This is a genomic window from Pseudomonas sp. DE0010 (assembly GCF_007680745.1).
Lineage (GTDB): Bacteria > Pseudomonadota > Gammaproteobacteria > Pseudomonadales > Pseudomonadaceae > Aquipseudomonas > Aquipseudomonas parafulva_B.
In genome coordinates, this window is the sequence record NZ_VEJQ01000022.1 from 53,841 (window position 1) to 78,744 (window position 24,904).

General features: G+C 64.1%; 26 protein-coding genes. 16 read left to right on the top strand and 10 right to left on the bottom strand.

All coding sequences use genetic code 11. The features are described 5' to 3' along the window. Positions 1-11: 11 nt before the first annotated feature. The 3 genes from FS767_RS16655 to FS767_RS16665 are packed head-to-tail and all read right to left on the bottom strand — an operon-like array spanning position 12 to position 1,687. Entirely contained in the window at positions 12-602 is a 591-nt protein-coding gene (locus FS767_RS16655) for an LON peptidase substrate-binding domain-containing protein (RefSeq protein ID WP_058603632.1), read from the bottom strand. A 9-nt stretch (positions 603-611) separates the two neighbouring features. After that, positions 612-1,328 (bottom strand): LrgB family protein, encoded by a 717-nt coding sequence (locus FS767_RS16660; protein ID WP_144966942.1) that lies wholly within the window; start codon positions 1,326-1,328, stop codon positions 612-614. Next, on the bottom strand, positions 1,325-1,687 hold the full coding sequence (locus tag FS767_RS16665; protein ID WP_023534554.1) for a CidA/LrgA family protein: 363 nt from the start codon (positions 1,685-1,687) through the stop codon (positions 1,325-1,327). Before FS767_RS16665 ends, FS767_RS16660 begins: the two co-directional genes overlap by 4 nt. Positions 1,688-1,817: 130 nt before the next feature. On the opposite strand from FS767_RS16665, the gene FS767_RS16670 reads away from it, so the two are divergent. The 8 genes from FS767_RS16670 to FS767_RS16705 all read left to right on the top strand — a co-directional run bounded on the left by FS767_RS16670 (position 1,818) and on the right by FS767_RS16705 (position 12,182). Continuing rightward, a complete protein-coding gene (locus tag FS767_RS16670) occupies positions 1,818-2,273 on the top strand; it encodes a MaoC family dehydratase (RefSeq protein WP_144966943.1) in 456 nt (151 codons plus the stop codon). 113 nt (positions 2,274-2,386) lie between these two features. After that, the gene (prmA, locus tag FS767_RS16675) at positions 2,387-3,265 is read left to right on the top strand and encodes a 50S ribosomal protein L11 methyltransferase (protein ID WP_058603525.1); all 879 of its coding nucleotides are present in this window, start codon (positions 2,387-2,389) and stop codon (positions 3,263-3,265) included. A gap of 42 nt (positions 3,266-3,307) precedes the next feature. Continuing rightward, on the top strand, positions 3,308-4,636 hold the full coding sequence (locus tag FS767_RS16680; RefSeq protein WP_144966944.1) for a DUF3426 domain-containing protein: 1,329 nt from the start codon (positions 3,308-3,310) through the stop codon (positions 4,634-4,636). A gap of 207 nt (positions 4,637-4,843) precedes the next feature. Further along, complete coding sequence (gene dusB, locus FS767_RS16685; protein ID WP_144966945.1) at positions 4,844-5,857, top strand: tRNA dihydrouridine synthase DusB; 1,014 nt, start codon at positions 4,844-4,846, stop codon at positions 5,855-5,857. After that, the gene (gene fis, locus FS767_RS16690) at positions 5,854-6,174 is read left to right on the top strand and encodes a DNA-binding transcriptional regulator Fis (protein ID WP_023534526.1); all 321 of its coding nucleotides are present in this window, start codon (positions 5,854-5,856) and stop codon (positions 6,172-6,174) included. The genes dusB and fis overlap by 4 nt, the downstream gene beginning before the upstream one ends. A gap of 81 nt (positions 6,175-6,255) precedes the next feature. Next, complete coding sequence (purH, locus tag FS767_RS16695; RefSeq protein ID WP_144966946.1) at positions 6,256-7,863, top strand: bifunctional phosphoribosylaminoimidazolecarboxamide formyltransferase/IMP cyclohydrolase; 1,608 nt, start codon at positions 6,256-6,258, stop codon at positions 7,861-7,863. A 99-nt stretch (positions 7,864-7,962) separates the two neighbouring features. Further along, a complete protein-coding gene (purD, locus tag FS767_RS16700; RefSeq protein WP_144966947.1) occupies positions 7,963-9,252 on the top strand; it encodes a phosphoribosylamine--glycine ligase in 1,290 nt (429 codons plus the stop codon). Positions 9,253-9,401: 149 nt separating this feature from the next. Beyond that, a complete protein-coding gene (locus FS767_RS16705; RefSeq protein ID WP_144966948.1) occupies positions 9,402-12,182 on the top strand; it encodes a hybrid sensor histidine kinase/response regulator in 2,781 nt (926 codons plus the stop codon). Between the two features lie 8 nt (positions 12,183-12,190). Here FS767_RS16705 and FS767_RS16710 read toward each other — a convergent pair whose 3' ends face one another. The 7 genes from FS767_RS16710 to cobG form a co-directional block, all read right to left on the bottom strand. After that, positions 12,191-12,847: a hypothetical protein gene (locus tag FS767_RS16710; RefSeq protein ID WP_144966949.1), complete on the bottom strand. Its 657-nt coding sequence runs from the start codon at positions 12,845-12,847 to the stop codon at positions 12,191-12,193. Next, a complete protein-coding gene (locus FS767_RS16715; protein WP_144966950.1) occupies positions 12,840-13,526 on the bottom strand; it encodes a hypothetical protein in 687 nt (228 codons plus the stop codon). Before FS767_RS16715 ends, FS767_RS16710 begins: the two co-directional genes overlap by 8 nt. Positions 13,527-13,581: 55 nt before the next feature. Continuing rightward, positions 13,582-14,265, bottom strand: a complete 684-nt coding sequence (locus FS767_RS16720) for a hypothetical protein (protein ID WP_144966951.1) — start codon at positions 14,263-14,265, stop codon at positions 13,582-13,584. A 116-nt stretch (positions 14,266-14,381) separates the two neighbouring features. Beyond that, on the bottom strand, positions 14,382-16,079 hold the full coding sequence (gene cobJ / locus FS767_RS16725; protein WP_144966952.1) for a precorrin-3B C(17)-methyltransferase: 1,698 nt from the start codon (positions 16,077-16,079) through the stop codon (positions 14,382-14,384). Then, on the bottom strand, positions 16,067-16,798 hold the full coding sequence (locus tag FS767_RS16730; RefSeq protein WP_058603631.1) for a precorrin-2 C(20)-methyltransferase: 732 nt from the start codon (positions 16,796-16,798) through the stop codon (positions 16,067-16,069). The genes cobJ and FS767_RS16730 overlap by 13 nt, the downstream gene beginning before the upstream one ends. Next, entirely contained in the window at positions 16,798-17,424 is a 627-nt protein-coding gene (locus FS767_RS16735) for a precorrin-8X methylmutase (protein ID WP_027915280.1), read from the bottom strand. The genes FS767_RS16730 and FS767_RS16735 overlap by 1 nt, the downstream gene beginning before the upstream one ends. Next, positions 17,417-18,730 (bottom strand): precorrin-3B synthase, encoded by a 1,314-nt coding sequence (gene cobG / locus FS767_RS16740; RefSeq protein WP_144966953.1) that lies wholly within the window; start codon positions 18,728-18,730, stop codon positions 17,417-17,419. Before cobG ends, FS767_RS16735 begins: the two co-directional genes overlap by 8 nt. Before the next feature lie 157 nt (positions 18,731-18,887). Between cobG and FS767_RS16745 the strand changes: the two genes are divergently transcribed. The 8 genes from FS767_RS16745 (at position 18,888) to FS767_RS16780 (ending at position 24,863) form a co-directional block, all read left to right on the top strand. Further along, the gene (locus FS767_RS16745) at positions 18,888-20,099 is read left to right on the top strand and encodes a bifunctional cobalt-precorrin-7 (C(5))-methyltransferase/cobalt-precorrin-6B (C(15))-methyltransferase (RefSeq protein ID WP_058638224.1); all 1,212 of its coding nucleotides are present in this window, start codon (positions 18,888-18,890) and stop codon (positions 20,097-20,099) included. Further along, the gene (locus tag FS767_RS16750) at positions 20,092-21,186 is read left to right on the top strand and encodes a cobalt-precorrin-5B (C(1))-methyltransferase (protein WP_144966954.1); all 1,095 of its coding nucleotides are present in this window, start codon (positions 20,092-20,094) and stop codon (positions 21,184-21,186) included. Before FS767_RS16745 ends, FS767_RS16750 begins: the two co-directional genes overlap by 8 nt. Next, on the top strand, positions 21,183-21,905 hold the full coding sequence (locus FS767_RS16755) for a cobalt-precorrin-6A reductase (RefSeq protein WP_144966955.1): 723 nt from the start codon (positions 21,183-21,185) through the stop codon (positions 21,903-21,905). Before FS767_RS16750 ends, FS767_RS16755 begins: the two co-directional genes overlap by 4 nt. Positions 21,906-22,039: 134 nt before the next feature. Continuing rightward, entirely contained in the window at positions 22,040-22,477 is a 438-nt protein-coding gene (locus FS767_RS16760; RefSeq protein WP_058638227.1) for an NfeD family protein, read from the top strand. 25 nt (positions 22,478-22,502) lie between these two features. After that, a complete protein-coding gene (locus FS767_RS16765) occupies positions 22,503-23,357 on the top strand; it encodes an SPFH domain-containing protein (protein ID WP_023534515.1) in 855 nt (284 codons plus the stop codon). Between the two features lie 138 nt (positions 23,358-23,495). Further along, complete coding sequence (locus FS767_RS16770; RefSeq protein ID WP_144966956.1) at positions 23,496-23,885, top strand: DUF2946 domain-containing protein; 390 nt, start codon at positions 23,496-23,498, stop codon at positions 23,883-23,885. 47 nt (positions 23,886-23,932) lie between these two features. Further along, entirely contained in the window at positions 23,933-24,412 is a 480-nt protein-coding gene (locus tag FS767_RS16775; RefSeq protein ID WP_144966957.1) for a copper chaperone PCu(A)C, read from the top strand. Between the two features lie 19 nt (positions 24,413-24,431). After that, positions 24,432-24,863: a DUF2946 domain-containing protein gene (locus FS767_RS16780; RefSeq protein ID WP_144966958.1), complete on the top strand. Its 432-nt coding sequence runs from the start codon at positions 24,432-24,434 to the stop codon at positions 24,861-24,863. Positions 24,864-24,904: the final 41 nt, after the last annotated feature.

A 24,904-nucleotide genomic window follows, 5' to 3' on the forward strand; every position in this document is an offset into this window, starting at 1 on the left:
CCCGGCGCTATTTAGGCAAACAGCTCACCCTGGATGCGCTCGAGCAACCTGTGGATCTCGCCCAGCCGCTGCTCGGGCGAGTCCTGGGCCAGCAAGTCCAGCTTGTCTTGCTCGGTGAAGGGCAGCAGGTAGGCCAGTTGGTTGGCCAGCGCCTGACGCCCGTCCACGGGCCGGGGCATGTCGAGCGCCTCGACCATCGGGTGTTCGCCCAAGGCCAGCAGCAGCGCCAGCAAGTCGTCGTCCGCTTCCTGCAAGGGGCTGTCTTCAAGATCAGGCAGCCACTGCACCTGCCCCACCAGCAGCTGATCCTTGAGCACTTCGGTGGCCTGCAGATCGAAACGCCGCACGCCTTCGACGCGAATGCCCAACAGGCCGTTTTCCTGCTGGACGAAATCGCGGATCACGGCTTCGCAGCCAATGGACGCCACCACGGGCGGCGCCTTGCCGACCTGCTCGCCCTCCACGATGCAGACCACACCAAAGCCTTCGCCTTGTTTCATGCAACGCCCGATCATGTCCAGGTAGCGGGCTTCGAAAATCTGCAGGTCGAGAAAACACCCTGGAAACAGCACGGTGTCGAGGGGAAACAGCGGTAGCATCATCATCACTCCTCAAGCCACCAGGCTGACGGCCAGCGGCAGGAACACTGCCGTTGCCACGCCCATCAGGCTCATCGCCAGCGCGGCGAAGGCGCCGCATTCGTCACTTTCCTGCAAGGCCACCGAGGTGCCGACCGCGTGGGCCGTGATGCCCAGGGACATGCCCCGCGCTTCGGGGCTGAGCACACCGCAGCGGCTCAACAAGGCAGGCCCGAAAATGGCCCCGATTACCCCGGTAATCAGCACGAAGACCGCAGCTAGCGCCGCCACCCCACCGATCTGCTCGGCTACCAGCATCGCGATGGGCGAGGTGACGGACTTGGGCGCCATGGTCATCAGGATCATGTGCTCGGCGCCAAACCACCACCCCAGCAACAGGCAACACACCGTGGCGAACAGGCCTCCGAGTACCAGCGTAGTCAAGGTCGGCCAGAACAACTGACGAATGCGCCGCAGGTTCAAGAACAGCGGCACCGCCAAGGCCACGGTGGCAGGGCCCAGCAGGATGTTCATGATTTCGGTGCTCTTGCGGTATTCGGCGTAGTCGATGCCGCACAGCAGCAGTACGCCGATGACCAGCGCCATCGACACCAGCACCGGCTGCAGGAAGATCCAACGGGTCTTCTCATACCCGGCCAGCACCAGCTGGTAGGCCCCCAAGGTCACGCCAATGCCGAACAACGGGTGGTGGACCACTGCACTCACTGCGCCTTGCCAGTCGAGCATCATGGCTGGTCCTCGCGCCGGGCCTGACGATGAATGAGTTTCTGCATCAGCACGCCCACCACCACCAGCGTCAGCAGGCAGGAAATCAGCAGCGCACCGACAATGGCCCAGAAGTCGGCGGCGATGTCGCGGGCATACACCATCACCCCCACGGCAGGAGGCACCAACAGCAGCGGCAAGTAGCGCAGCAGGCTGCCGGCAGCTTCGTTGAGGGGGGCCCCCACCTCGCCGCGCACCATCAGAAAGCCCAGCAGTAGCAACAGGCCGATGATCGGCCCCGGCAAGACGGGAACCAATAGATGATTGACTGCCGTCCCCAGCAGCTGGAACAGCACCAGCCAGGTCAAACCCCGCAACAGCATAACGTTCTCCTCAAGGCGTGCGGCTCATTATAAGCATGGGCACGCTGCCAGCGCCGAGCGCAACTTGACCGGCCAGGCCAGGCGTGTTGATCTTGCACGTACGTACCATTTCATACCCAGGAGGATCACCATGCCGCTAGTGCCGGTCACCGCGCTTACTCAATACGTCGGCAAGTCTCTCGGCCACTCGGCCTGGCTGACCATCGACCAGCAGCGTATCGACCGTTTCGCCGAGGCGACTGGCGATCATCAGTTCATCCACGTCGACCCGCAGCGAGCGGCGCAGACCGTGTTCGGCTGCACCATCGCCCATGGGTTTCTGACCCTGTCCCTGATACCTGCGCTGATCGAAGACATCCTGGTCTTGCCACAGGGGTTGAAAATGGTCGTCAACTACGGCCTGGACAGCGTGCGCTTCATCCAGCCGGTGAAGGTCGACAGCCAGGTGCGCCTGCATGTGGAGCTGGCCGATGTGCAGCAAAAGCGCCCCGGCCAATGGTTGCTCAAGGCCATCGCCACACTGGAGATAAAAGACGAGGACAAGCCCGCCTACCGGGCCGAATCCCTGTCCCTGTGCTTTGTCTAGGCACCGGCACCTGGCAGGCGTAGGCGTCTCTACAAACCCCACGCACTCGCGTAAACTGCCAGGCTCCCGCGCAGCCTTGGGCTGCCCTTCTGGATCTATCAAAGGTACACGCCATGCCCTGGCTGCAAGTACGTCTGGCCATCAGCCCGGAACAAGCCGAAACCTACGAAGACGCGCTGCTGGAAGTCGGCGCGGTGTCGGTCACCTTCATGGACGCCGAAGATCAACCCATCTTCGAGCCAGACCTCAATACCACGCCGCTGTGGTCGCACACCCATCTGCTGGCCCTGTTCGAGGCCGACACCAACCCCGAGCAGGTATTCGCGCACCTGCGCCTGCTGACGGGGGTCGAGCTGCCCCAGCACCAGGCCGAAGTGATCGAAGACCAGGACTGGGAACGCAGCTGGATGGACAATTTCCAGCCGATGCGCTTCGGCCGCCGGCTGTGGATCGTGCCCAGCTGGCACGATGCCCCGGAAAAGGAGGCCGTGAACCTGTTGCTCGATCCTGGCCTGGCGTTCGGCACGGGCACGCACCCCACCACAGCGCTGTGCCTTGAATGGCTCGACGGTCAGCAACTGCAAGGCACCCAGGTCCTGGACTTCGGCTGTGGCTCGGGCATTCTGGCCATCGCTGCACTGCTGCTGGGCGCGCGCGAAGCGGTAGGCACGGACATCGATGTGCAGGCCATCGAGGCCTCTCGCGACAATGCCCAGCGCAACGGCATTGCCGACGAGCTGTTCGCGCTCTACCTGCCCGAGCACATGCCTGCCATGCAGGCCGACGTGCTGGTGGCCAACATCCTGGCCGGGCCATTGGTGTCGCTGGCACCGCAACTCAGCGGCCTGGTTCGCCCGGGCGGCCTGCTGGCGCTGTCGGGCATCCTCGCCGAACAAGGTGAAGAAGTGGCTGCCGCCTACGCTGCCGATTTCGACCTGGACCCCATCGTCGTTCGCGATGGCTGGGTGCGAATCAGTGGTCGCCGCCGCTAGTCGAACCTAGAATAGCCCTCAGCACAGCCTCCGGATCGCCGCATGACCGACAGTTTCGTCACCCAGTGCCCGCATTGCCAGACCAGCTTTCGTGTTACCCACCACCAGTTGAGCGTGGCCCGTGGCGTGGTGCGTTGCGGCCAGTGCCTGCAAGTGTTCAATGCCGCCAAGCAGCTGCTGGCACAGAACCGCAGCGCCCCCCCTCAGGCGAACCCGCTGCCGGCAACCGAGGCAGCGCCGTCACCTGCCGCGCCCACCCCCGCGCAAGGGCACCCCATAGCGCCGGACGACGAGGCCTGGGCCCAGACCGCCCAGGCCTTGGACGAACTCGATCTGGACAAGGAACTGGAGCGCCTGGAACGCCGCCACACGCCTGTACAGGTGGGTAAGGCCGAGCAGACGCCCGTGCTGCAGGCACGGCGTCACGAGGAGGACACAGAGGAACGCCTGGACGAGGTCTTCGGCACTGCAGCCGGCGAGCCGTTTGAACCGGAACAGGCTGATGCCGCCCCCGTGCTCAAGCCCGCCCCCCAGGCAGATTCACGGCGCGAGGCGCGTACCGAGCCGACCTTCACCGCTGACCTGGACACCGATGCAGAAGGTGAGCCGCCGCTGGGCAGCATCGTTACGAGTGAAGATGAGCCGAAACTGGGAGCGCCGCTGCGCCCCGATGACGATGACGATGTGTCGATTGCCGGCCTCACCGCGCACGACGACGAACCTTTGGCAACTAGCCTGCGCGCCGACGATGAACACGACGAGGCGCCGTTGCCCATGGGGCGTCTGGAGCCTGAAGTCACTGACAAGGTCGAACGCCCAAGGCGCAAGGAACCCCTGGTGGATGTGGTGGACGACCCGCTGCAACTGGGCTGGGAGAAACCGGCCCCGGCCTGGGGCAAGCGTTTGTTATGGGGTGGCTTGACGCTGATCGCTGCCGCCACGCTAGCCTTGCAGTATGTGTGGTTCCATTTCGACGAGCTGTCCCGACAGGACCAGTATCGCCCACTGTTCGAGCAGGTGTGCCCGGTCGTTGGCTGCCAGGTCCCCTCTCGCGTCGATGTGAACCGGATCAAGAGCAGCAACCTGGTGGTGCGCAGCCACCCGGACTTCAAAGGGGCGCTGATCGTGGACGCCATCATCTATAACCGCGCCCCTTTCGCCCAACCGTTTCCACTGCTCGAACTGCGCTTCTCGGACCTCAACGGCCAGCTGATCGCCAGTCGCCGCTTCAAACCGGCCGAATACCTGTCCGGGGAGCTGGCCGGACGCGGCGAAATGCCCAGCCAGACCCCGATCCACATCGCACTGGATATTCTCGACCCAGGTCAGCGAGCGGTGAACTACAGCCTGAGCTTCCGCTCGCCGGAATAAACCCAGGCGGCCTCCCCGGTACGCTGCCGCCACGCCGGCCATGATGCCGCTTGTCCGGGTCTGACGACCCGGAGCCCAGGGTGCAGGGGCGGCAACCCGCAGTTGTTCAGATTTTATCCAAATCCATCTTTATCCGGTCATCCAGAGCGGGTATCATGCCAACCCTTTTTCGAACCTCAAGATTCGGCCCCACAACAGGGAACACCTATGTCGGCGGTACGCATCGGCCCTTATACACTGCGCAATAACCTGATCCTCGCACCCATGGCTGGGGTCACGGACCAGCCGTTCCGAACACTTTGCCAGCGCATGGGCGCAGGCATGGTGGTGTCGGAAATGGTCTCCAGCGACCTGTCCCTGTGGAACAGCCGCAAGTCGAGCCTGCGCCGCATCCATGAAGGCGATCCCGAGCCCCGCTCGGTCCAGATCGCCGGGGGCGATGCACAGATGATGGCGGCGGCTGCACAGGCCAATGTCGCCGCGGGCGCCCAGATCATAGATATCAACATGGGCTGCCCGGCAAAAAAAGTCTGCAACAAGGCGGCAGGCTCTGCTTTATTGAGAGATGAAGCCTTGGTCAGCGAAATTCTGCACGCCGTCGTGGGCGCCGTGGACGTTCCGGTGACGCTGAAAATCCGCACCGGCTGGGACCGGGCCAACAAGAATGGCCTGAACGTGGCGAAGATCGCCGAACAGGCTGGCATCCAGGCGCTTGCGGTGCATGGCCGCACACGCGCCGACCTGTACACCGGTGAAGCCGAATACGACACCATCGCCGCTATCAAGCAAGCGGTGTCCATCCCGGTCTTCGCCAACGGCGACATCACCTCGCCGGAAAAGGCCAAGGCAGTACTCGACGCCACGGGCGTGGATGGCCTGCTGATCGGCCGGGCCGCTCAAGGGCGGCCCTGGATCTTTCGCGAGATCGAGCATTACCTGCGCACTGGCGAGCATTTGCCAGCGCCGCAGCTGGACGAGGTGGAACGCATCCTGCTAGAGCACCTGGCCGCCCTGCACGCCTTCTACGGCGATGTAATGGGCGTGCGAATCGCCCGCAAGCACGTGGGCTGGTACCTGGCGACACGACCCGGCGGCAAGGAGTTTCGCTCCCGGTTCAACGCTTTGGAAGACACACAAGCGCAGTGCGCCAACGTTCGCGCGTTTTTCAGTGAACGTCGACAGAGCCTTGAGACACAGGACGGACAAGGGGTGGCCGCATGACGATGATGACCGAAACATTTGTGAGTGGAACAACGCCCGTGAGCGACAACGCCAACCTGAAACAGCACCTGAACACGCCAAGCGAAGAGGGCCAGACCCTTCGCGACAGCGTCGAGAAGGCGCTGCACAACTACTTCGCCCACCTCGAAGGCGCGACCGTCACGGACGTGTACAACCTGGTGCTCTCCGAAGTCGAGGCGCCGCTGCTTGAAAGCGTGATGAGCTATGTGAAGGGCAACCAGACCAAAGCCAGCGAGATGCTCGGGTTGAACCGAGGCACGCTGCGCAAGAAGCTCAAGCAATACGACTTGCTGTAAGCCAGAATCCCGATCGAAAAAGGCGCCTGTCTCAACACAGACGCCTTTTTTGCTGACTCCACCGCGTTATTGGAACCCGAAATGACCGACCAGACTACCCGCCTGCCAGTCCGCCGCGCCCTGATCAGCGTCTCCGACAAGACCGGTATCCTCGAATTTGCCCGTGAGCTGCAACTGCTCGGGGTCGAGATACTGTCCACCGGCGGCACCTACAAGCTGCTCAAGGACAACGGTGTCAACGCGGTGGAAGTGGCCGACTACACCGGCTTCGCCGAAATGATGGATGGCCGGGTCAAGACCCTGCACCCGATGATCCATGGCGGCATCCTCGGTCGTCGCGGTACCGACGACGCGATCATGAACGAGCACGGGATCAAGCCCATCGACCTGGTGGCGGTCAACCTGTACCCCTTCGAAGCCACCATTTCCAAGCCTGGCTGCGACCTGCCGACCGCCATCGAGAACATCGACATCGGCGGCCCGACCATGGTCCGCTCGGCTGCCAAGAACCACAAGGACGTGGCCATCGTGGTCAACGCCAGTGACTACGCCAGCATCGTCGAGGGCCTGAAGGCCGGCGGTCTGACCTACGCCCAGCGCTTCGACCTCATGCTCAAGGCCTTCGAACACACCGCCGCCTACGACGGCATGATCGCCAACTACATGGGCACCGTGGACCAGGCCAGGGAAACCCTGAGCACCGAAGCACGCGGCGATTTCCCGCGCACCTTCAACACCCAGTTCGTCAAGGCCCAGGAAATGCGCTACGGCGAGAACCCGCACCAGCGCGCGGCGTTCTACGTGGAAGCCAAGAAAGGCGAAGCCAGCATTTCCACTGCCGTGCAGCTGCAAGGCAAAGAGCTGTCCTTCAACAACGTGGCCGACACCGACGCTGCGCTCGAGTGCGTCAAGAGCTTCGTCAAGCCAGCCTGCGTCATCGTCAAGCATGCCAACCCGTGTGGCGTGGCCGTGGTGCCTGAAGACGAAGGTGGTATCCGCAAAGCGTACGATCTGGCCTACGCCACCGACACCGAATCGGCCTTCGGCGGCATTATTGCCTTTAACCGCGAGTTGGACGGCGAAACCGCCAAAGCCATCGTCGAGCGCCAGTTCGTCGAGGTGATCATCGCACCGACGATCTCCCAGGCTGCGCGCGAGGTGGTTGCAGCCAAGCAGAACGTGCGCCTGCTCGAATGCGGCGAGTGGCCAGCGGAGCGGGCTGCCGGCTGGGACTTCAAGCGAGTCAACGGCGGGCTGCTGGTCCAGAGCCGTGACATCGGCATGATCACCGCCGATGACCTGAAGATCGTCACCCAGCGTGCACCCACCGAGCAAGAGATCCACGACCTGGTGTTCGCCTGGAAAGTGGCCAAGTTCGTCAAATCCAATGCCATCGTCTATGCCAAGCAGCGCCAGACCATCGGTGTGGGCGCGGGCCAGATGAGCCGCGTCAACTCCGCCCGTATCGCCGCCATCAAGGCCGAGCATGCTGGCTTGCAGGTGCAGGGTGCCGTCATGGCCTCGGACGCGTTCTTCCCATTCCGCGATGGCATCGACAATGCGGCCAAGGTCGGCATCAGCGCGGTCATTCAGCCCGGCGGCTCGATGCGTGACGCCGAGGTGATCGCTGCCGCTGACGAAGCCGGCATCGCCATGGTGTTCACCGGCATGCGCCACTTCCGCCACTGATTCAGGGCAATCGGCCGCACCCAGGCAGGCAACTGCTGCGGTGCGACCTGGCACAGCGAGGGGCACAGCTTCTCGCTCGACAGATCTAGAGGTTTTGACATGAAAGTTTTGATCATCGGCAGCGGCGGCCGTGAGCACGCCCTGGCATGGAAAGTCGCCCAGGACCCACGCGTCGAAAAAGTCTTCGTGGCTCCAGGCAACGCTGGCACCGCCATCGAGGCCAAGTGCGAGAACGTCGCCATCGACGTTTGCGCCCTGGAGCAACTGGCTGACTTTGCCGAGAAGAACGTCGACCTGACCATCGTCGGCCCGGAAGCGCCACTGGTCATCGGTGTGGTCGACCTGTTCCGCAGCCGTGGCCTGGACTGCTTCGGCCCTACCCAGGGCGCTGCGCAACTGGAAGGTTCCAAGGCGTTCACCAAGGACTTCCTGGCCCGCCACAAGATCCCGACGGCCGACTACCAGAACTTCACCGAGATCGAACCGGCCCTGGCGTACCTGCAGGAAAAAGGCGCGCCGATCGTGATCAAGGCCGATGGCCTGGCCGCTGGCAAGGGCGTGATCGTCGCCATGACCTTGGCAGAAGCCGAAGCGGCCGTGCGAGACATGCTCGCGGGCAATGCCTTTGGTCAAGCGGGTTCGCGCGTGGTCATCGAGGAATTTCTCGATGGCGAAGAAGCCAGCTTCATCGTCATGGTCGACGGCCACAACGTGCTGCCCATGGCCACCAGCCAGGACCACAAGCGCGTCGGCAACCAGGACAGCGGCCCGAACACGGGCGGCATGGGTGCCTACTCCCCTGCCCCTGTAGTCACTGACCAGGTGCACCAGCGGGTCATGGATCAGGTGATCTGGCCGACCGTGCGCGGCATGGCTGAAGAAGGCAATGTCTACACCGGCTTCCTGTATGCAGGCCTGATGATCGACAAGGCGGGCAACCCCAAGGTCATCGAATTCAACTGCCGCTTCGGCGACCCGGAAACCCAGCCGATCATGCTGCGCCTGGAGTCGAGCCTGGTGCTGCTCATCGAAGCAGCTTTTGCCAAGGCCCTGGACAAGGTCGAGGCGCAGTGGGACCCACGCCCTAGTCTGGGTGTGGTGCTGGCCGCAGGCGGCTACCCTGGTGACTACGCCAAGGGCGCAGCCATTTCAGGCCTGGAGGCGGCCGCAAAAATCGAAGGCAAGGTATTCCATGCGGGCACTGCCTTGAAGGACGGTGACGTGGTTACCGCTGGGGGGCGCGTGCTGTGCGCCACGGCCATGGGTGAGACCGTCGAATCCGCTCAGCAGCAAGCGTATCGCCTGGCCGAGCAGATCACCTGGGACGGCAGCTTCTACCGGACCGACATCGGCTACCGGGCCATTGCCCGGGAACGTGGCGAGCAATAACCGCTTTATCGCTGCACTGTCGAGGCGCCCGGACCTGTGCAGCCGGGCGCACGGCAACCGGCTCGTTGGCGTGCCCGCGGGCCTTGCCTTCAACTCGAAACGCCGCGCATAGTTAGCACCCCGCACATGGGCCAAGAAGGGATTTCGTAGTGCGCCGGCTCCGGATTGCCTCAGCGTTGATCGTCAGCTTGCTGACCCTGATCTGCATGTTCCCCGCGATGGCGGAGCATGACAGTGGATGGGCCCTGCTGCTCGACGAACAGGGCAACCTGCAACTGAGCGACGTGCGCTCGGACCGTTATCGCAACCAGTTCAGCCCGCTGGAGCTGGCAGAACTCGATGCGGCGCCCCCCGACCAGGCCCTGTGGCTGCATTACCGACTAGAGCCCGGTGAGCAGGAACAACTGCTGCGCGTCTTCGCGCCTGATCTTTCTGGTCTGGACCTATACGCCCTGCAAGGCGACAAGCTGATACGCCACCTGCATCACGGCCGCCACACCGGCAGTGCCAACCCCACATTGCGCGGCAGCGACCACTTGCTGCCGTTGCCCAACAGCACGCAAAGCCTGGATATCTACCTGCGCCTGGTATCGGAACACCAGCTGCGCCCGGCCATCAGCCTTGAGCCCGCTGCGCGCGCCGCCGCCAATCAGACCCAGCCGTTGCTGTTCGGCATGCTGTTCGGTGGCCTGGTGATGCTGATCCTGCATAACCTGATTCGCTTCATCTACAGCCGCTCGAGCACTGCCCTGATCCTGGCGTTCTACCATGGCTTGATGTTGCTCAGCGGCTTGATCCTGCTGAACCTCAGCGGCCCATGGTGGCATGTGTGGTACAGCGCCCAGACACCAGCGGCGTACCTTACGCTGGTCCTGGCGGGGCTGGCAGGGCTGTACTTCACCCAGCACTTCTTCGCACCGCGCAACTCGCCGCGCCTTAACCGGCTGTTGAGCGGCGAGATGCTGCTGGTGGGCGTGAGCGGGATCGTGCTGCTGTTCATCGACACCTTGCCGCTCAATCTCATGACCTATGCCTTGATGGCACTGGGCAGTGTCACGATGCTGGTGGTCAGCAGCTACCATTGGTACCGCGGTTACGCACCCGCCCGTTTGTTCGGTCTGGCGATGATCATCTTCAACGTTGGCGGGCTGGTGCTGCTGCCTGCCCTGCTTGGACTTACACGCACCCCCACGCCTTGGTTGCTGTGCATTCTGTTGGGGCTGGCAGTGGCGAGCGGGCTGCTATTGAACCTGGCGGTCAGCGACCGGCTGCGACGCATCAATGAGGAGCGCTTCAGTGTCAGCCGCGCCTTGGCAGCCAGTGACGCCGAAATCAACGCCAAGGCCGAATTTCTGGCCAAGATCAGCCACGAAATACGTACCCCCATGAACGGCGTGCTGGGCATGACCGAACTGCTGCTGGGCACGCCGTTGTCCGTCAAACAGCGCGATTACGTTCAGACCATTCACAGCGCGGGCAACGAGCTGCTCACGTTGATCAACGAGATACTCGATATCTCCAAGCTCGAATCCCGTCAGATCGAACTCGACGATGTCCAGTTCGACCTCAACGCGCTAATCGAAGACTGCTTGAACATCTTTCGGGCCAAGGCCGAGCAGCAGAACATCGAGCTGATCAGCTTCACCCAGCCCCAGGTGCCCCGTGTGGTCAGCGGCGATCCCACCCGCTTGCGCCAGGCGCTGTCGAGCCTGCTGGAAAACGCGCTGAAAAACACCGACCAGGGGGAAATTCTGCTTGTCGTTGCACTGGACCAGCGCGGCGAGGTGCCCCGCTTGCGCATCGCGGTACAGGACAGCGGCGACCCCTTGCCGGCAGCCGATCGCGAGGCGCTGCTGCAGGCGGAACTGCACAGCAGGCACTTCCTGTCCAGTAATCGGCTGGGCGGCCACCTGGGGCTTGTAATCGCCAAGCAGCTGATTGGCCTGATGCATGGGGAGTTTGGCATTAAGAGCAGCACCGGCACCGGCAATACCTTGTGGCTGACCTTGCCCCTGGACCCAGCCTGCCTCGAGCAACCCCCGACTGACCTGGACGGGCCGCTGCGCGATGCGCGGGTACTGGTGGTGGACGACAACGACACGTGCCGCAAGGTACTGGTCCAACAGTGCAGCGCCTGGGGCATGAATGTCAGCGCAGTGCCTTCAGGCAAGGAAGCCCTGGCTCTGCTGCGTACCAAGGCTCACCTTCGCGATTACTTCGACGCGGTGCTCCTGGACCAGAACATGCCCGGCATGACCGGCATGCAACTGGCCGCCAAGATCAAGGAAGACCCCAGCCTCAATCACGACATCCTGGTGGTCATGCTGACCGGTATCAGCAACGCGCCCAGCAAGATCATCGCCCGCAATGCCGGGATCAAGCGGATACTGGCCAAACCGGTCGCTGGCTACACGCTCAAGACCACGCTGGCCGAAGAACTGGCTCAACGCGGCCGCGAGCAGGCGCTGCCGGCTGCTGCACCAGGCCAGCCCCAGGCCCTCGACCTGCCCCCAGGTTTCAGCGTACTGGTCGCAGAGGACAACACCATTTCGACCAAGGTCATCCGCGGCATGCTCGGCAAGCTCAGCCTGCAGCCCGATACTGCCTCAAACGGCGAAGAAGCCCTTGAAGCGATGAAAGCCAAGCGCTATGACCTGGTGCTCATGGATTGCGAAATGCCAGTTCTGGATGGTTTCTCGGCAACCAGGCGCCTGCGCGAATGGGAAGCCGCCAACCAGCGCGTGCGCACACCCGTCGTTGCACTGACCGCGCATATCCTTGCCGAGCACAAGGACCGCGCCAAGCAAGCCGGCATGGACGGCCATATGGCCAAGCCCGTCGAATTGTCCCAACTGCGAGAGTTGATCCAACACTGGGCCAGCCAACAGCCGGCCAATGCTGATCAGGGCATGGGCCCTGACGGCAGTTAGCCGCGCAACTAGAGCACCAGATCCCTGATGACACGCTCGGCCGTTCGCGCAACGCTGGCCTCTGCCCTGCGCCGATAATCCTCACGAAACCCTTGCAGGTTGAAATGGATCACCTCCAGGCGCAGGTCTCTCACACTGATCCCGTCGCTTGCGCCCATGAACAGGAAGTCGCTGGTGCTTTTCTTCATCGAGATATCCATGTGCAGCAGCACCATGTCGATAAAACCATTCGACCGCTGAGCACAGGGCAACAACTGGACACGCGCTTGATTGCCCACGATCGAATGGGCGCTGAACAGTTTCAGCGCGCTGTCATCACGCCGTAGGGCGTCCAGCGCCTGGTCGGCCGCTTCGGCCAGCCGTGGAGAGCTCGCCTGACTGATGTGCTCGACCGCCTGCGCAGCAAGGCTGCCGCGGTCAGGCCCCGGCCGCCGCCCTACTGGCGCCAGCTTGCCATCGAAGCCAAGGGCAGCGAGGTTGCGCCAGTAATTCCTGAACCAGTCAGGTTCAAGACCGTCTTGCAAATCCCCCCATGCCACCTGCTGCGCAAAGGCATTGGCCAACAGTATGTCTGAACGTGCTTGCGGGCATACGCCTGGCAGAAAAACCAGCACGCTGCTGTGGACCAGCTGGCCAGCGATAGATGATGCGTCGGTGTTAGTCATGGTTCGGCTCCTGCGCGCTGATTTCGCTGCGATGATGGGCCAGCTTGCCTTGAAGTTTTTTTGCCAGCCCCGGCCCGATGAGGTTCATACGCCTGGAATCGATCAAGTACTGCCCCTGGAACTGCCAGCACGCCTGCACCGCCTGAGGGTCGAACGGTTGCCAGAGCCAGTCAGGATCAAGAGGCTCTCGACTTCCCAGGTTCAGTTGAGTGCTGATGATGGAATACTCAGGCAGCACCAGCCGAACCTCGGCATGCGCGTAGTTCAGGCCAGTGTCGCCATGGTGTTCGCCAAGATCACAGCGCTCCCCCATCCGGTTATCACGTGTTTCACTGCTCGCGCAGGCTGCCAGACACTGCGCGACAGCTTCGCGAAGGCGGTGAGGCGTAGCCTGGAGAAGACTGTCGCAAAGCAAGTCCCAAGGCCTGAACGCCGCAACCGGCACCATGGGTATGGTTTGCGACCGCAGCGTGGCAAGCGTGCAGCCGAAACTGCTCTGCACACGTATGTATTCCTTGAGCCAGCTGTCACCATCAGCCCCTGAGTCACCGCCATTGCACGCGGCGAGGTAGGCCGCCAACTGGATATTGAGCATGTCGTGCCTGCAAGACTCGCTGATGGTCTTGTCGACGAGCACCAGACTGTTGCCATTGCGCCACACGCTGTAGTTATTCGACATTGATGCACCCTCCAGGCTCACCGAAGCCAAGGCCCCGGTGAGTCACACCGACAGGTTAGATTTCGAGGGCCAGCAACACTTCCAGGGCGTTGTCGTCGAGCTTGGTTTCAACCACGGCGCGCACTTTCTCGTACTGGCGCTGGTCGAGGTTCAGAACGGCACCGCAGGCGTAGTTGGTGGTGCCGCTACTCTCCCATTTGGCCAACAGGTAGTTGGCTTTCTTGTCAGGCTTGGCATCGGTCTGGACTGCGCTCACCATCATGGCGACCTGGCCAGCACCGGTCTGCTCACACTTGTTCAGGCTCAGGCTGTTGCGGTCATCCTCAACGGACTTGCGATCCAGCAATTCGACATTCTTGGTGCTGGCAGCCAGTGCGGAAACGACCGTCTTGCCCAAGCCTTCCAGCGCCGATGCCACGTCGCCCGTAAAGGCGCCATAGGCAGCTTGCAGCCCTTTACCGATCAGGTTGCTGATCTCCAGGTGCCTGTCGCTCTGGGTAATACGCTGAACATCAACGCGCGTGGGTGTCCAACCCATCTTCGACATCAGGAACACGTACTGGTTGAACCAGGCCTGGGTTTGCTGGATCGGGTGGTGCTGCCTGTTGGCGCCCTGGGTAGCAAGGGAGTGACAGGCCTTGGCCGCGTTGCGGTTGGCCTCGCTCATGGTGTCGGGGAACACGAACAGGTTCATGTCAGGCAGGACTTGCAGTTCAAGGTTTTCTTTGTTGGTGGTCATGTCTAAGGCTCCAGTTGGGTCCGGTCGAAACCAGGTAGTTTCGGCCTTGAACCTAACCGCTCGACGCTACTCATCCTGCCTCGAAACGCTTCCCCCTCGGATCGAACTGCCATGCTTCAGGGCTTGGCGCCATACCACCGCGGCGTGTAGACCCACTGCCCGCCATCGGGGCGCTCGAAGGTGCACGTGGTCGATGAGCCCACCAGCACCATGGTGCGCATATCGACCATTTCTGGCACCAGTTGGGCCAAAGAGACGACGCGCAAAGCCTGCCCCGGCCTACCAATGTCACGGCCAAGGACTACAGGTGTATCAGCACCACGGTGCCGGCGCACGACGTCCAGCGCGGTCCCCAGTTGGTGCGGACGTGCTTTGGAAATCGGGTTGTAGAAGGCCAGCACCAGATCGGCCTGGGCAGCGAGGTCCAGCCGTTTTTCGATGATCGACCAAGGTTTGAGATTGTCCGACAGCGACATGACACAGAAGTCATGCCCCAGCGGCGCGCCAGCCTGTGCAGCCGTTGCCAACGAGGCCGATACGCCAGGCAGTATCTCCAGATCGACAGCGTGCCAGTCAGGATTCGTGGACTCGTGCAACGCCTCAAGGACCGCAGCGGCCATGGCGAATACACCTGGATCGCCCGATGACACCACCACCACCGAACGGCCCCGCGCGGCCAGTTCGAATGCGTGGCGGGCGCGCTGCATCTCCTCACGGTTGTCGGTGCAGTGCAGCACCTGATCGTCCCGGAATGGGCCTGCCATTCGTACGTAGGTTTCGTAGCCGAGCACATCCTCGGCCCGTGCCAGCTCAGCCTCGACCGCTGGCACCATCAGCTCCGCTGCACCGGGTCCCAGACCGATGACGGCCAGCCGTCCACGGCGACGGCCAACCTGAGTCACCTCGACCGGCGCAGGTGCCACGGCGATGACTACCTCACCCTGGCACTGCAACCGCGCATCGGGCAGTGCAGCGCCCACCATGCCAGCCACATCGTCGGGCCTTGCCGCAAAGCGCAATTCGACACCCAGCGCCTGCGCGGCGGCATGCAACCGGGGGTCCGCCATGGCCCGCTCATCGGCCAGCACGCAGGCCAGCGATGCCTGCGCGATACCGGCCTGCTGCAGCGCGTCACGAATCGTCTGCAGATCGCCGCTGGCGAGACCGACCACGACGGAGCGGGGATGGATCAACAGCTCGTCTCGGCTGGCGGGGCGCGCCAAATGGCCCACATGGATGGTGCGCTGCGCGGCATCACTGGCAGGCAACTGAGCCTGCGCCAGCCACGGTGCTTGACCCTCGATGCGAACCGGCTCTCCAGCCAGCAGGTCGGACACGAAACGCTTGCCTTGTTCCAGATCCGCCAAGGCGTAACCCTGGGGCGGATTGAGCAGGCACGTACCAAAGCGCAACTCGCCGCTGGTGGTGATGGCCGCTGAAACACCCAGCGCAGCGGCGATGTCGCGCGCCATCTGGTTGACACCACTGAGGCCACCGAGCAGAGGAACCACGGCGCTGCCGTCTTCTGCCACGGCAAGCACAGGCGGCTCGCTACCTTTCTCGCCCAACAGGCTGGCCAGGCTGCGGATCACGATCCCCGCGGCGCACAAAGCGATGATCGGCGTACCACGCTGGTAAAGGCTGCGCAGCAGATCGCCAAAAGTGCTGTAATCCTGGTCCGCCCCCTGGACGCGCCCTTGCAGGCCGTAAATCGTGGCTTGGGCGTAGACCTGCTGAAGGCAACGGGCGGTGGTCAGACTGCCTTGCCCCAGGATGACGATGGCCGGTGCCACCTGCGTGTTCAGCCCTGCCATTTTTCCCCCGGCACGATGATCAGCGAAAAGTAAGGCGAGGACTGCGGGTCGACCTGGTCCAGCGGTACGATTTTCTGGTTGGCCATGGTGGCGCGTTCCACATACAGCGCACGCTCGTGCAGGCCCAGCTCACCGAGCACCTGCCGCACCTTGGGAAAATTGCGCCCCAGTTTCATGATGACGGCCGCATCGGCGTCGGCCAGGCGGCGCTTGAGGTCTTCAGCCGGCAAGACGCCAGAGAGCACCGACAGGCTCTGGTTGCGATAGACCAGCGGTGCACCCAGCACCGAGGCCCCACCGAGCATGGAGCACACGCCAGGAATCACCTGCGCTTCATAGCGCTGGGCCAGGCGGTCGTGCAGGTACATGTAGGAGCCATAGAAGAACGGGTCACCCTCGCAGATCACCGCCACGTCACGCCCTGCGTCCAGGTGTTCGGCCACCTGGACACTGGCTTCGTCGTAGAAGTCGCTGATTACCTGCTCGTAGGACAGAGGCGCGGGCAAGGCTTCGGTGGTCACCGGATAGACCAGCGGTAGTAGCGTCTGCTCGGGTTGCAGGTGCGCTTCGATGATGCCGAATGCGTTACCGCGCTTGCCCTTGGCGACAAAGTAGCCGACCACCGGCGACTCGCGCAGCAGGCGCAGGGCCTTGAGCGTGATCAGTTCAGGGTCGCCCGGCCCTACGCCAAGGCCGATCAGGCGTCCGCGCGGGGCCATCATTCCACCTCCGTGGCCAGGGCGTTCACGGCCGCGGCGGCCATGGCGCTACCGCCCAGCCGCCCCTGCATGATCACGAAGGGCACACCACGGCTATCGGCCGCCAGCATGGCCTTGGATTCGGCAGCGCCAACGAAGCCGACGGGGAACCCCAGGATGAGAGCTGGGCGCGGCGCACCGGCGTCGAGCATTTCCAGCAGGTAGAACAACGCCGTCGGCGCGTTGCCGATCACCACTACGCTGCCTTCCAGGTGGGGGCGCCACAGCTCCAGGGCAACGGCGGAGCGTGTATTGCCAGCAGCCTTGGCCAAGTCCGGTACGCTCGGGTCGCGCAAGGTGCAGATGACCGGGTTGTTCGCTGGCAGTCGTGCCCGGGTGATGCCTTCGGCGACCATGTGCGCATCGCACAGGATCGGCGCGCCACGCAGCAGGGCCTGACGGCCGGCCTGGCCGGCGCCCTCGGAGAATTGCAGGCCATCGATCGCATCGACCATGCCGCAGGCATGGATCACGCGTACCGCAAGCTTTTCGAGGTCTGCGGGAATCCGCTCAAGTCGGGCTTCCTCACGAATGATCCGGAAGGAATTGCGATAGATCTCCTGACCATCGCGGATGTAGTCAATCATCAAGGTGCTCCGTCGGCAGGTCGAGCATGGCGCCTGCTTCATTCAAGGTAATGTCAGTGGCGCGCAGGGCGCCGAACCCCGGCAGGCGGGGGTCACGCTGGTAAAGATCGTAGCGCCCGGACGCGCGGGCCAGCAGTGTGGCCGGGGCGGTGTGGGCCAGGGCACAGGACCGGGGGCAGCCAGTAAGATGCACGCTGGCAGGCGCTCCGGGCCCCAGTAATGCGGCCAGTGCCACGGCGTCGGCCTTCGTCTCGCTCAAGGCCTTGGCACAGCCGCTGGCGCCGGTGCAGGCGCTGATGCGCGCCAAGGGCTCGGCCGCGTGGCAGAGCAGCCCGACCGTCATCAGGCTGCGCTGCGCCTGATCGATGGCGCCGGGCGCCAGGTTGGGGAGCACCAGGCTCTGCCAGGGGGTCAACCGCAGGCTGCTGTCGCCCTGTTCACGCGCGACACGCGCTGCCTCACGCAGCATGGCCGGGGTGAGCCGCCCCAGTGGCGGTGCCACGCCAAGCGCAACCCCACGCCGCTGAGCCAGTGCCCCAAGCCACGTTACTGGGCGAACCGGCCGGCGCCAGCCCAGCACGGCGGGGTCTTGGCGCAACGCCACGCCAAGCCCACCGATGAAGTCGGCAGCCGTGCAGGTCTGCAGCACATGCCGCATGCGCGACTGGGTTGAGGTGGCCAGGTCCAGAAAACGTTCGAGCACGGCGCGTACCAAGGTCAAGCCCTGGCTGAACGGCACCGCACCCAGTACGTCACTCTCCCCGAGGCTGCCGGCCAGGCCGAATGCGAGCCAGGGCTGCTGCTCAAGCTCAAGCACCGAGAGCCACAGGTCGTGCGGGTGATCGAGCATGGCCAGGCGTTCACCGGCATCGAGCTGAAGGGCGAACTTGGCCGATAACGCGTGAAAGCGTGGCGTGCCCTCGAGCAGGTCAAGGATTTGCCCCCCCAGCGGCCTGACGTCCAGCACCATCGCCGGGTCAAGCCCGGCCAGTGGGCTGAGCATCAGGTTACGAACATCGTCGCCGGCTGCTTCACGCGGGCCCAACCCAGCTGCAAGCAGCGCCGCCACCAGGCCCTGGTGATCAGGGCCGACGCCACGGATTTGCAGGTTGCCCCGGTTGGTGGCCTCGATCACCCCCCCTGCGAAGCGCTCGGCGGCGCTGGCGACGGCCTCGGCCTGCTGGGCCAGCAACACCCCGCCTGGCAGTTTGATCCGGCAAATGCCGCCATCCAGGGCGCTGACGATACGCCACAACCCCGGACAAGCCGAGGGGCGAGGCGAACTGTAGGAAGCGTGAGGTGGCATCGCTGAGGTGTCCGGCAATCCGTGAAACTGCGCTTGAGTGGAGAAGGCGCGGTATTATGCCTGCTTTGGCCGCCCGCATGAAAAGCCGGTGGTCGAGCATCTTTCGGGTAAAGGCACAATTGGGCGTGCTGCACACGCACGAACTCTAGAGGTATCAATGGCACCCTGGCTCACAGTAGTAGGCATCGGCGAAGACGGTTTCAGCGGTCTGGGCAAACAGGCTCGCCGAGCGCTGCTCAGTGGGACACGGATTTTCGGCAGCCCTCGCCAGCTGGCCCTGCTGCCGCGTTGCGTGACCGGCGAACGGCTGCACTGGCCGAGCCCTTTCTCGCTAGCGCCGGTACTGGCGCTGCGCGGCTCGCCTGTGTGCGTGCTGGCCAGTGGCGACCCGATGTTCTATGGGGTGGGCGCCAGCCTGGCGCGCCAGGTGCCTGCCGACGAAATGCAGGTGCTGTCGATGCCCTCCTCGTGCGCCCTGGCTGCTGCGCGCCTTGGGTGGGCGCTGCAGGACGTGCAGGTGGTGTCGCTGGTGGCAAGGCCCCTGGCCGCGCTCAACGCGCACCTGCATGGCGGCCTGCGCCTGCTGGTACTGAGCAACGATGGAGACAGCCCGGCGGCCATTGCCGCGTTGTTGCGCGAACGGGGTTTCGGCCCCAGCCGCCTATGGGTCTTCGAACACCTGGGTGGCGAGGCCCAGGGCCAGTTGCACGGGCAGGCGTCCACGTGGCAGCACGGGCAAACGGCTGCGCTCAACCTGGTGGCCATCGAATGCGTGGCAGCGCCCGAAGCGCCTCGCCTGCACCGCCTGGCAGGCCTGCCCGATGACGCCTACCGGCACGACGGCCAACTGACCAAGCGCGATGTGCGCGCCATCACCCTGGGCCGGCTGGCCCCCGAGCCCGGGCAGCTGCTCTGGGACGTGGGCGCGGGCTGCGGCTCTATCGGCATCGAATGGATGCGTGCACACCCGGCATGCCGCGCCGTGGCCATCGAGGCCGACGAGGGCCGTCAGGGGTTGATCGAGTACAACCGCGATGCCTTGGGCGTGCCTGGCCTGCACCTGGTGCGCGGCAAGGCCCCCATGGCACTGGAAGGGTTGGAACCGCCGCATGCGGTGTTCATTGGTGGCGGGGTCACCCGTCCAGGGGTACTGGCGCATTGCTGGTCCAGCCTGCGCCCAGGCGGTCGGCTGGTGGCCAACGCCGTGACGGTGCAAAGCGAACTGGCCCTGGCCCACTTCAAGGCGCAGCACGGTGGCGAACTGACACGCATTCATGTTGCCCATGCCCAGCCCTTGGGTGCGTTCGATACCTGGCGCCAGGCGCTGCCCATCACCTTGCTCGACGTGGTCAAGCCGGCCGATGCGTGAAGAAACCCGCGAACAGGCCGCCCCGCTGCGCAGTGGCCTGACCACTGGCAGCTGCGCCACCGCGACCAGCCTGGCGGCAGCGCGTCTGCTGCTCACCGGTGCAGACAGCGATGCGGTGAGTATCACCCTGCCCAAGGGCAAGGTGGTGCAGATGCGCCTGGAGTTCTGCCGCCTGGTTGACGATTACGCCGAAGCAGGCACGCTCAAGGACGCCGGCGACGACCCGGACGTGACCCATGGTGCACTGCTGTTCAGCCAGGTGCGCCTGCGTGCCCAGGCCGGTGTGCACTTCGTCGCAGGCACAGGCGTGGGCACTGTGACCCGGCCTGGGCTGGTCCTGGCCGTGGGCGAACCGGCCATCAACCCGGTGCCACGGCGTATGATCACGGACCACCTGCAGGGCCTGGCCGTCGAATGCGGCTACACCGGCGGGTTCGAGGTCACCCTCAACGTGCGGGACGGTGAAGCCCTGGCGCTCAAGACCATGAACCCACGCCTGGGCATCCTCGGCGGCCTGTCGATCCTGGGCACCAGCGGTATCGTGCGCCCCTTCTCCTGCGCAGCCTACATTGCCTCCATTCATCAAGGTATCGACGTGGCGCACACCAACGGCTACACCCACATTGCCGCGTGCACCGGCAACGCCAGCGAGGACACCATGCGCCGTGTCTACGGGCTGCCGGAAATCGCCCTGATCGAGATGGGCGACTTCGTTGGGGCGGTGCTCAAGCATCTGCGCAAGGTGCCGGTGCCCCGCCTGACCCTGTGCGGGGGCTTCGGCAAGATCAGCAAGCTGGCCGCCGGGCACATGGACCTGCACAGCCGTCATTCGAGCATCGACCTGCCGCAATTGGCGGGCTGGGCAGCAGCAGGCGGGGCCGATCCGGCGCTTCAGGCTGCCATCGTGGCCGCCAACACCAGCCAGCAGGCCCTGGCGTTGGCCCACAGCGCCGGTGTCCATTTGGGCGATGCCGTGTGCCAGCATGCCCTGGCCTTCGCCCGTAGCGTCGTGCCTGCGCAGGTGAGCGTCGAGGTGGTCGCCATCGACCGCCAGGGCGGCATCGTCGGTCGAGCGGGCCAGCCATGAAGGCGCGCATTCTGCTGCTCGGCGGCATTACCGAAGCGCTGGCCATCGCACGCCTGCTGGGCCCAGACCACATCTATAGCCTTGCCGGCATCGGCCGGGTGCCCGACGACCTGCAGTGCCAGGTACGCGTGGGCGGCTTCGGGGGGGCCGCTGGGCTGGCCCAGTACCTGCGTGAAAACGGCATCACGCTGCTGGTCGATGCCACCCACCCCTACGCCGCCCGTATCAGCGCCAACGCGGCCAGCGCCGCGCAGCGTGTCGGGATCCCTTGCTGGGCCCTGCACCGTCCGGCCTGGCAGGCACAGGCGGGGGATGACTGGCGCGAAGTCGAAGACTGGCCGGCGCTGATGCAGGGCATTGGGCCGTATGCCCGACCGCTGTTCACCCTGGGCCGGGAACCCCTGCAGCACCTGGACGCCATCCCGGATGGCCAGTTCTGGACATTACGCGCCCTGCAGGCCTGTCCTGGCAATGCGCGCTGCGAGGTGATCGGTGCCCGCGGGCCTTTCGACCTGGACCAGGAGCGTGCGCTGTTCACCGACCGGTGCATCGACGTTCTGATCAGCAAGAACAGCGGCAGCGTCGCCACCGAACCCAAGCTGGAAGTAGCCCGAGAGCTAGGCCTGCCGGTGTTCATTCTCAAGCGACCGACATTGCCGATTGCCGATCGGACGTTCCATGCCCTACCGGAACTGGTGGCGGCTTTGTCTGCTATGTGACGAAAGCCCCTTGCATAGCGCCTAGGGGGGTTGAGCTCCTACACCCCTTTGGGCATTTTCCGAGCGCCTGCAAGTGGCCATGTGTCGCAGTCCTGCCTTAAACTCGGGCGCCCCCCTCGGAAGACGTGCCTGATATGGAATTGCAATGGTGGATCTGGTTGGTGTTCGGCATCGCGCTGATGTTGCTCGAACTGGTCCTGCCCACGTTCTTCATCCTGTGGTTCGGTATCGGTGCCGTGCTGGTGGCCTTGGCCTCCCTGGCGTTTCCAGGCCTGGAGCTGGACATGCAAGGGTTGCTCTGGGTCGTGCTCTCATCGCTGACTACCCTGCTGTGGTTCAAGGTGTTTCGCCGTAAGCAGCCGGATGAGCGCTGGACCGCCGCCAGCGTGATCGGCGAGGTCGGCTTGCTGACCACGGGTGTGTCCGAATTCCAGAAAGGTCGGGTGCGCTTTCAGAAGCCCGTACTGGGCAACGAGGAGTGGACCTGCATTGCCGATACCACCATCCCGGCTGGCGAGCGGGTACGCCTGATCGCCGTCGAAGGAAATACCGCCCGCGTCATCCGGGCCTGAATCCGTAAAAAAGGAATTTGCCATCATGACCAGCCTCATCGTCGTCGGCGCCATCGCCCTGTTCGTCCTGATCACCGTGTTCAAGGGGGTACGCATCGTCCCCCAGGGTGAGGAATGGATCGTCGAGCGCCTGGGCCGCTACCACACCACCCTCAAGCCTGGCCTCAACGTCGTCATCCCCTACATGGACGTGGTTGCCTATCGCCTGCCGACCAAGGACATCATCCTCGATGTGCAGGAACAGGAAATCATCACCCGCGACAACGCCGTCATCGTCGCCAACGCCCTGTGCTTCGCCAAGGTCATCGACCCGCAGAAGGCGTCCTATGGCGTGCAGGACTACGCCTTTGCCGTCACCAGCCTGACCATGACGTCCCTGCGCGCCATCGTCGGCGCCATGGACCTGGACGAAGCCCTTTCCAGCCGCGAGCAAATCAAGGCGCGCCTGCGCGAGGCCATGTCCGAACAGACCGAAGACTGGGGCGTGACCGTGCGCTCGGTGGAAATCCAGGACATCAAGCCGTCCCAGAACATGCAGCTGGCCATGGAACGCCAGGCGGCCGCCGAGCGGGAGCGCAAGGCCGACGTCACCCGTGCCGAAGGCGCCAAGCAGGCGGCAGTACTCGAAGCCGAAGCGCGCCTGCAGGCCGCCCGGCTGGATGCCGAGGCGCAGATCAGCCTGGCCGAAGCCTCGGCGCGGGCCATCTCGCTGGTCAAGGAAGCGGTCGGCAACGAAACCGTCCCGGCCATGTACCTGCTCGGTGAGCGTTACGTCGGGGCCATGGAAAACCTGGCGAGCAGCAATAACGCCAAGGTGGTGGTACTGCCTGCCGACCTGCAGGAAACCGTACGCGGCCTGATGGGCCGCAACAAGGCCTGAACCTGAACGGCTTCGCGGTGCCAGGGCATCGCGAAGCCAGCGGCCAGGCACGCCACCTGCGTCACGTCACCGCACCCTGCCAAATTTGCTTATACTCGGCCGTACAATAGTCACCACGATTCCTGACCGGATCTCTCCATGCCCCCACGTCGGCACATTGCCTGGATAGCCTGCCTAGCGGTGCTGTTCAACCTGCTGGCCATGCCGTTGTCCTCTGCTGCGCCCAAAGGCCCGGCAGAGCAACTGCTGTGGGGGGCTTTCTGTTCCAGCATGGCCAACAAGGCCAAGGTCGATGTGCAGGCCCTGGCCAAGATCGACCTGGGCCCGCAAAGCGATGACAGCGCCAGCACGATGCACTGCTGGTGCTGCCTGGGTGCCGCGCCGCCACTCGCATTGAGCGGCCAAGCGTTACAGCTGCATGCCCCGCCTGCTCGTCTTGCCGGCCCACTGTCGCTGGATGCGCCACCCACGCCTACGCCGCGCCAGCTCAGGCCCGCGCTCAACCCCCGTGCCTCCCCGCTTGCCTGAGTGTTTCACGCTGCCTGCCTGAACCTCATTCCATCGGGACATCCATCATGCTCAAGCACGCTCTTGCCGTGGCCGCCCTCCTGCTGCCCACCGCCTTCGCCCATGCTCACGAATACACCGTGGGCGACCTGCATATCGCCCATCCGTGGTCATTGCAGCTGCCGCCCAATGCCCCCAACGTCGCCGCGTATTTCGTGGTGCACAACAATGGCAACACCGATGACCGCCTGCTGAGCGCCGAGTCCCCCATCAGCGATGACACCCAGTTGCACGAGCACGCCATGAGCGCGGCCGGTGCCATGCGCATGCAGCAAGTGCCAAACGTGGTAGTGCCCGCAGGCAAGGATCTGGTGTTTGCACCCAGCGCTTACCATGTGATGCTCATGCAGCCCAAGGATCGCAGCCTGCTGACCGATGGCCAGCGCTTCCCGCTGACCCTTCGCTTCGAGAAAGCCGGCCCCATCACCGTGCAAGTGGCTGTGCAGAAAGCACCGCCGACTGGCCAGCCGCAGGCTCATCAGCACTGACTGCCGCTGACAGGGCGTGATGCGCTCGTCGCCACACCGCCAGCTCCGTACCACCCGCCCTGATCGCAGGCGCGCCGGTGGCGGATGGCTGAGCCTGTTCGCCATGTGGATGATTTTCATCGGGCCGCTGGTTTCCCAGTCGATGCCCATGGATCACCACGGCGCCGGCATGGCCATGCCGATGGACATGCCGATGCCGGCTGCTCATCAGCATGGCGACGCTCATCACGGCCCGAGCCAGGACGGCCAGCTTCATGTGATGTGGGAAAAGTGCGGCTACTGCAGCCTGCTGTTCAACTGCCCTGCATTGCCCCAGGCGCTCAGCCCCCTCAACCTGGCAGCCGCCCTGTCTCAGGTCCATCTTCAGCCTGCCACGCGCCACGGGCATGCCAGGCAGGCCGTTTTCCCCGGCGCCCGCAGCCGCGCACCGCCCGTTTCGATCAGTGTTTGACCCATTAGCGCACGAAGCCTGATCGCTTCGCGTCTTCTCAC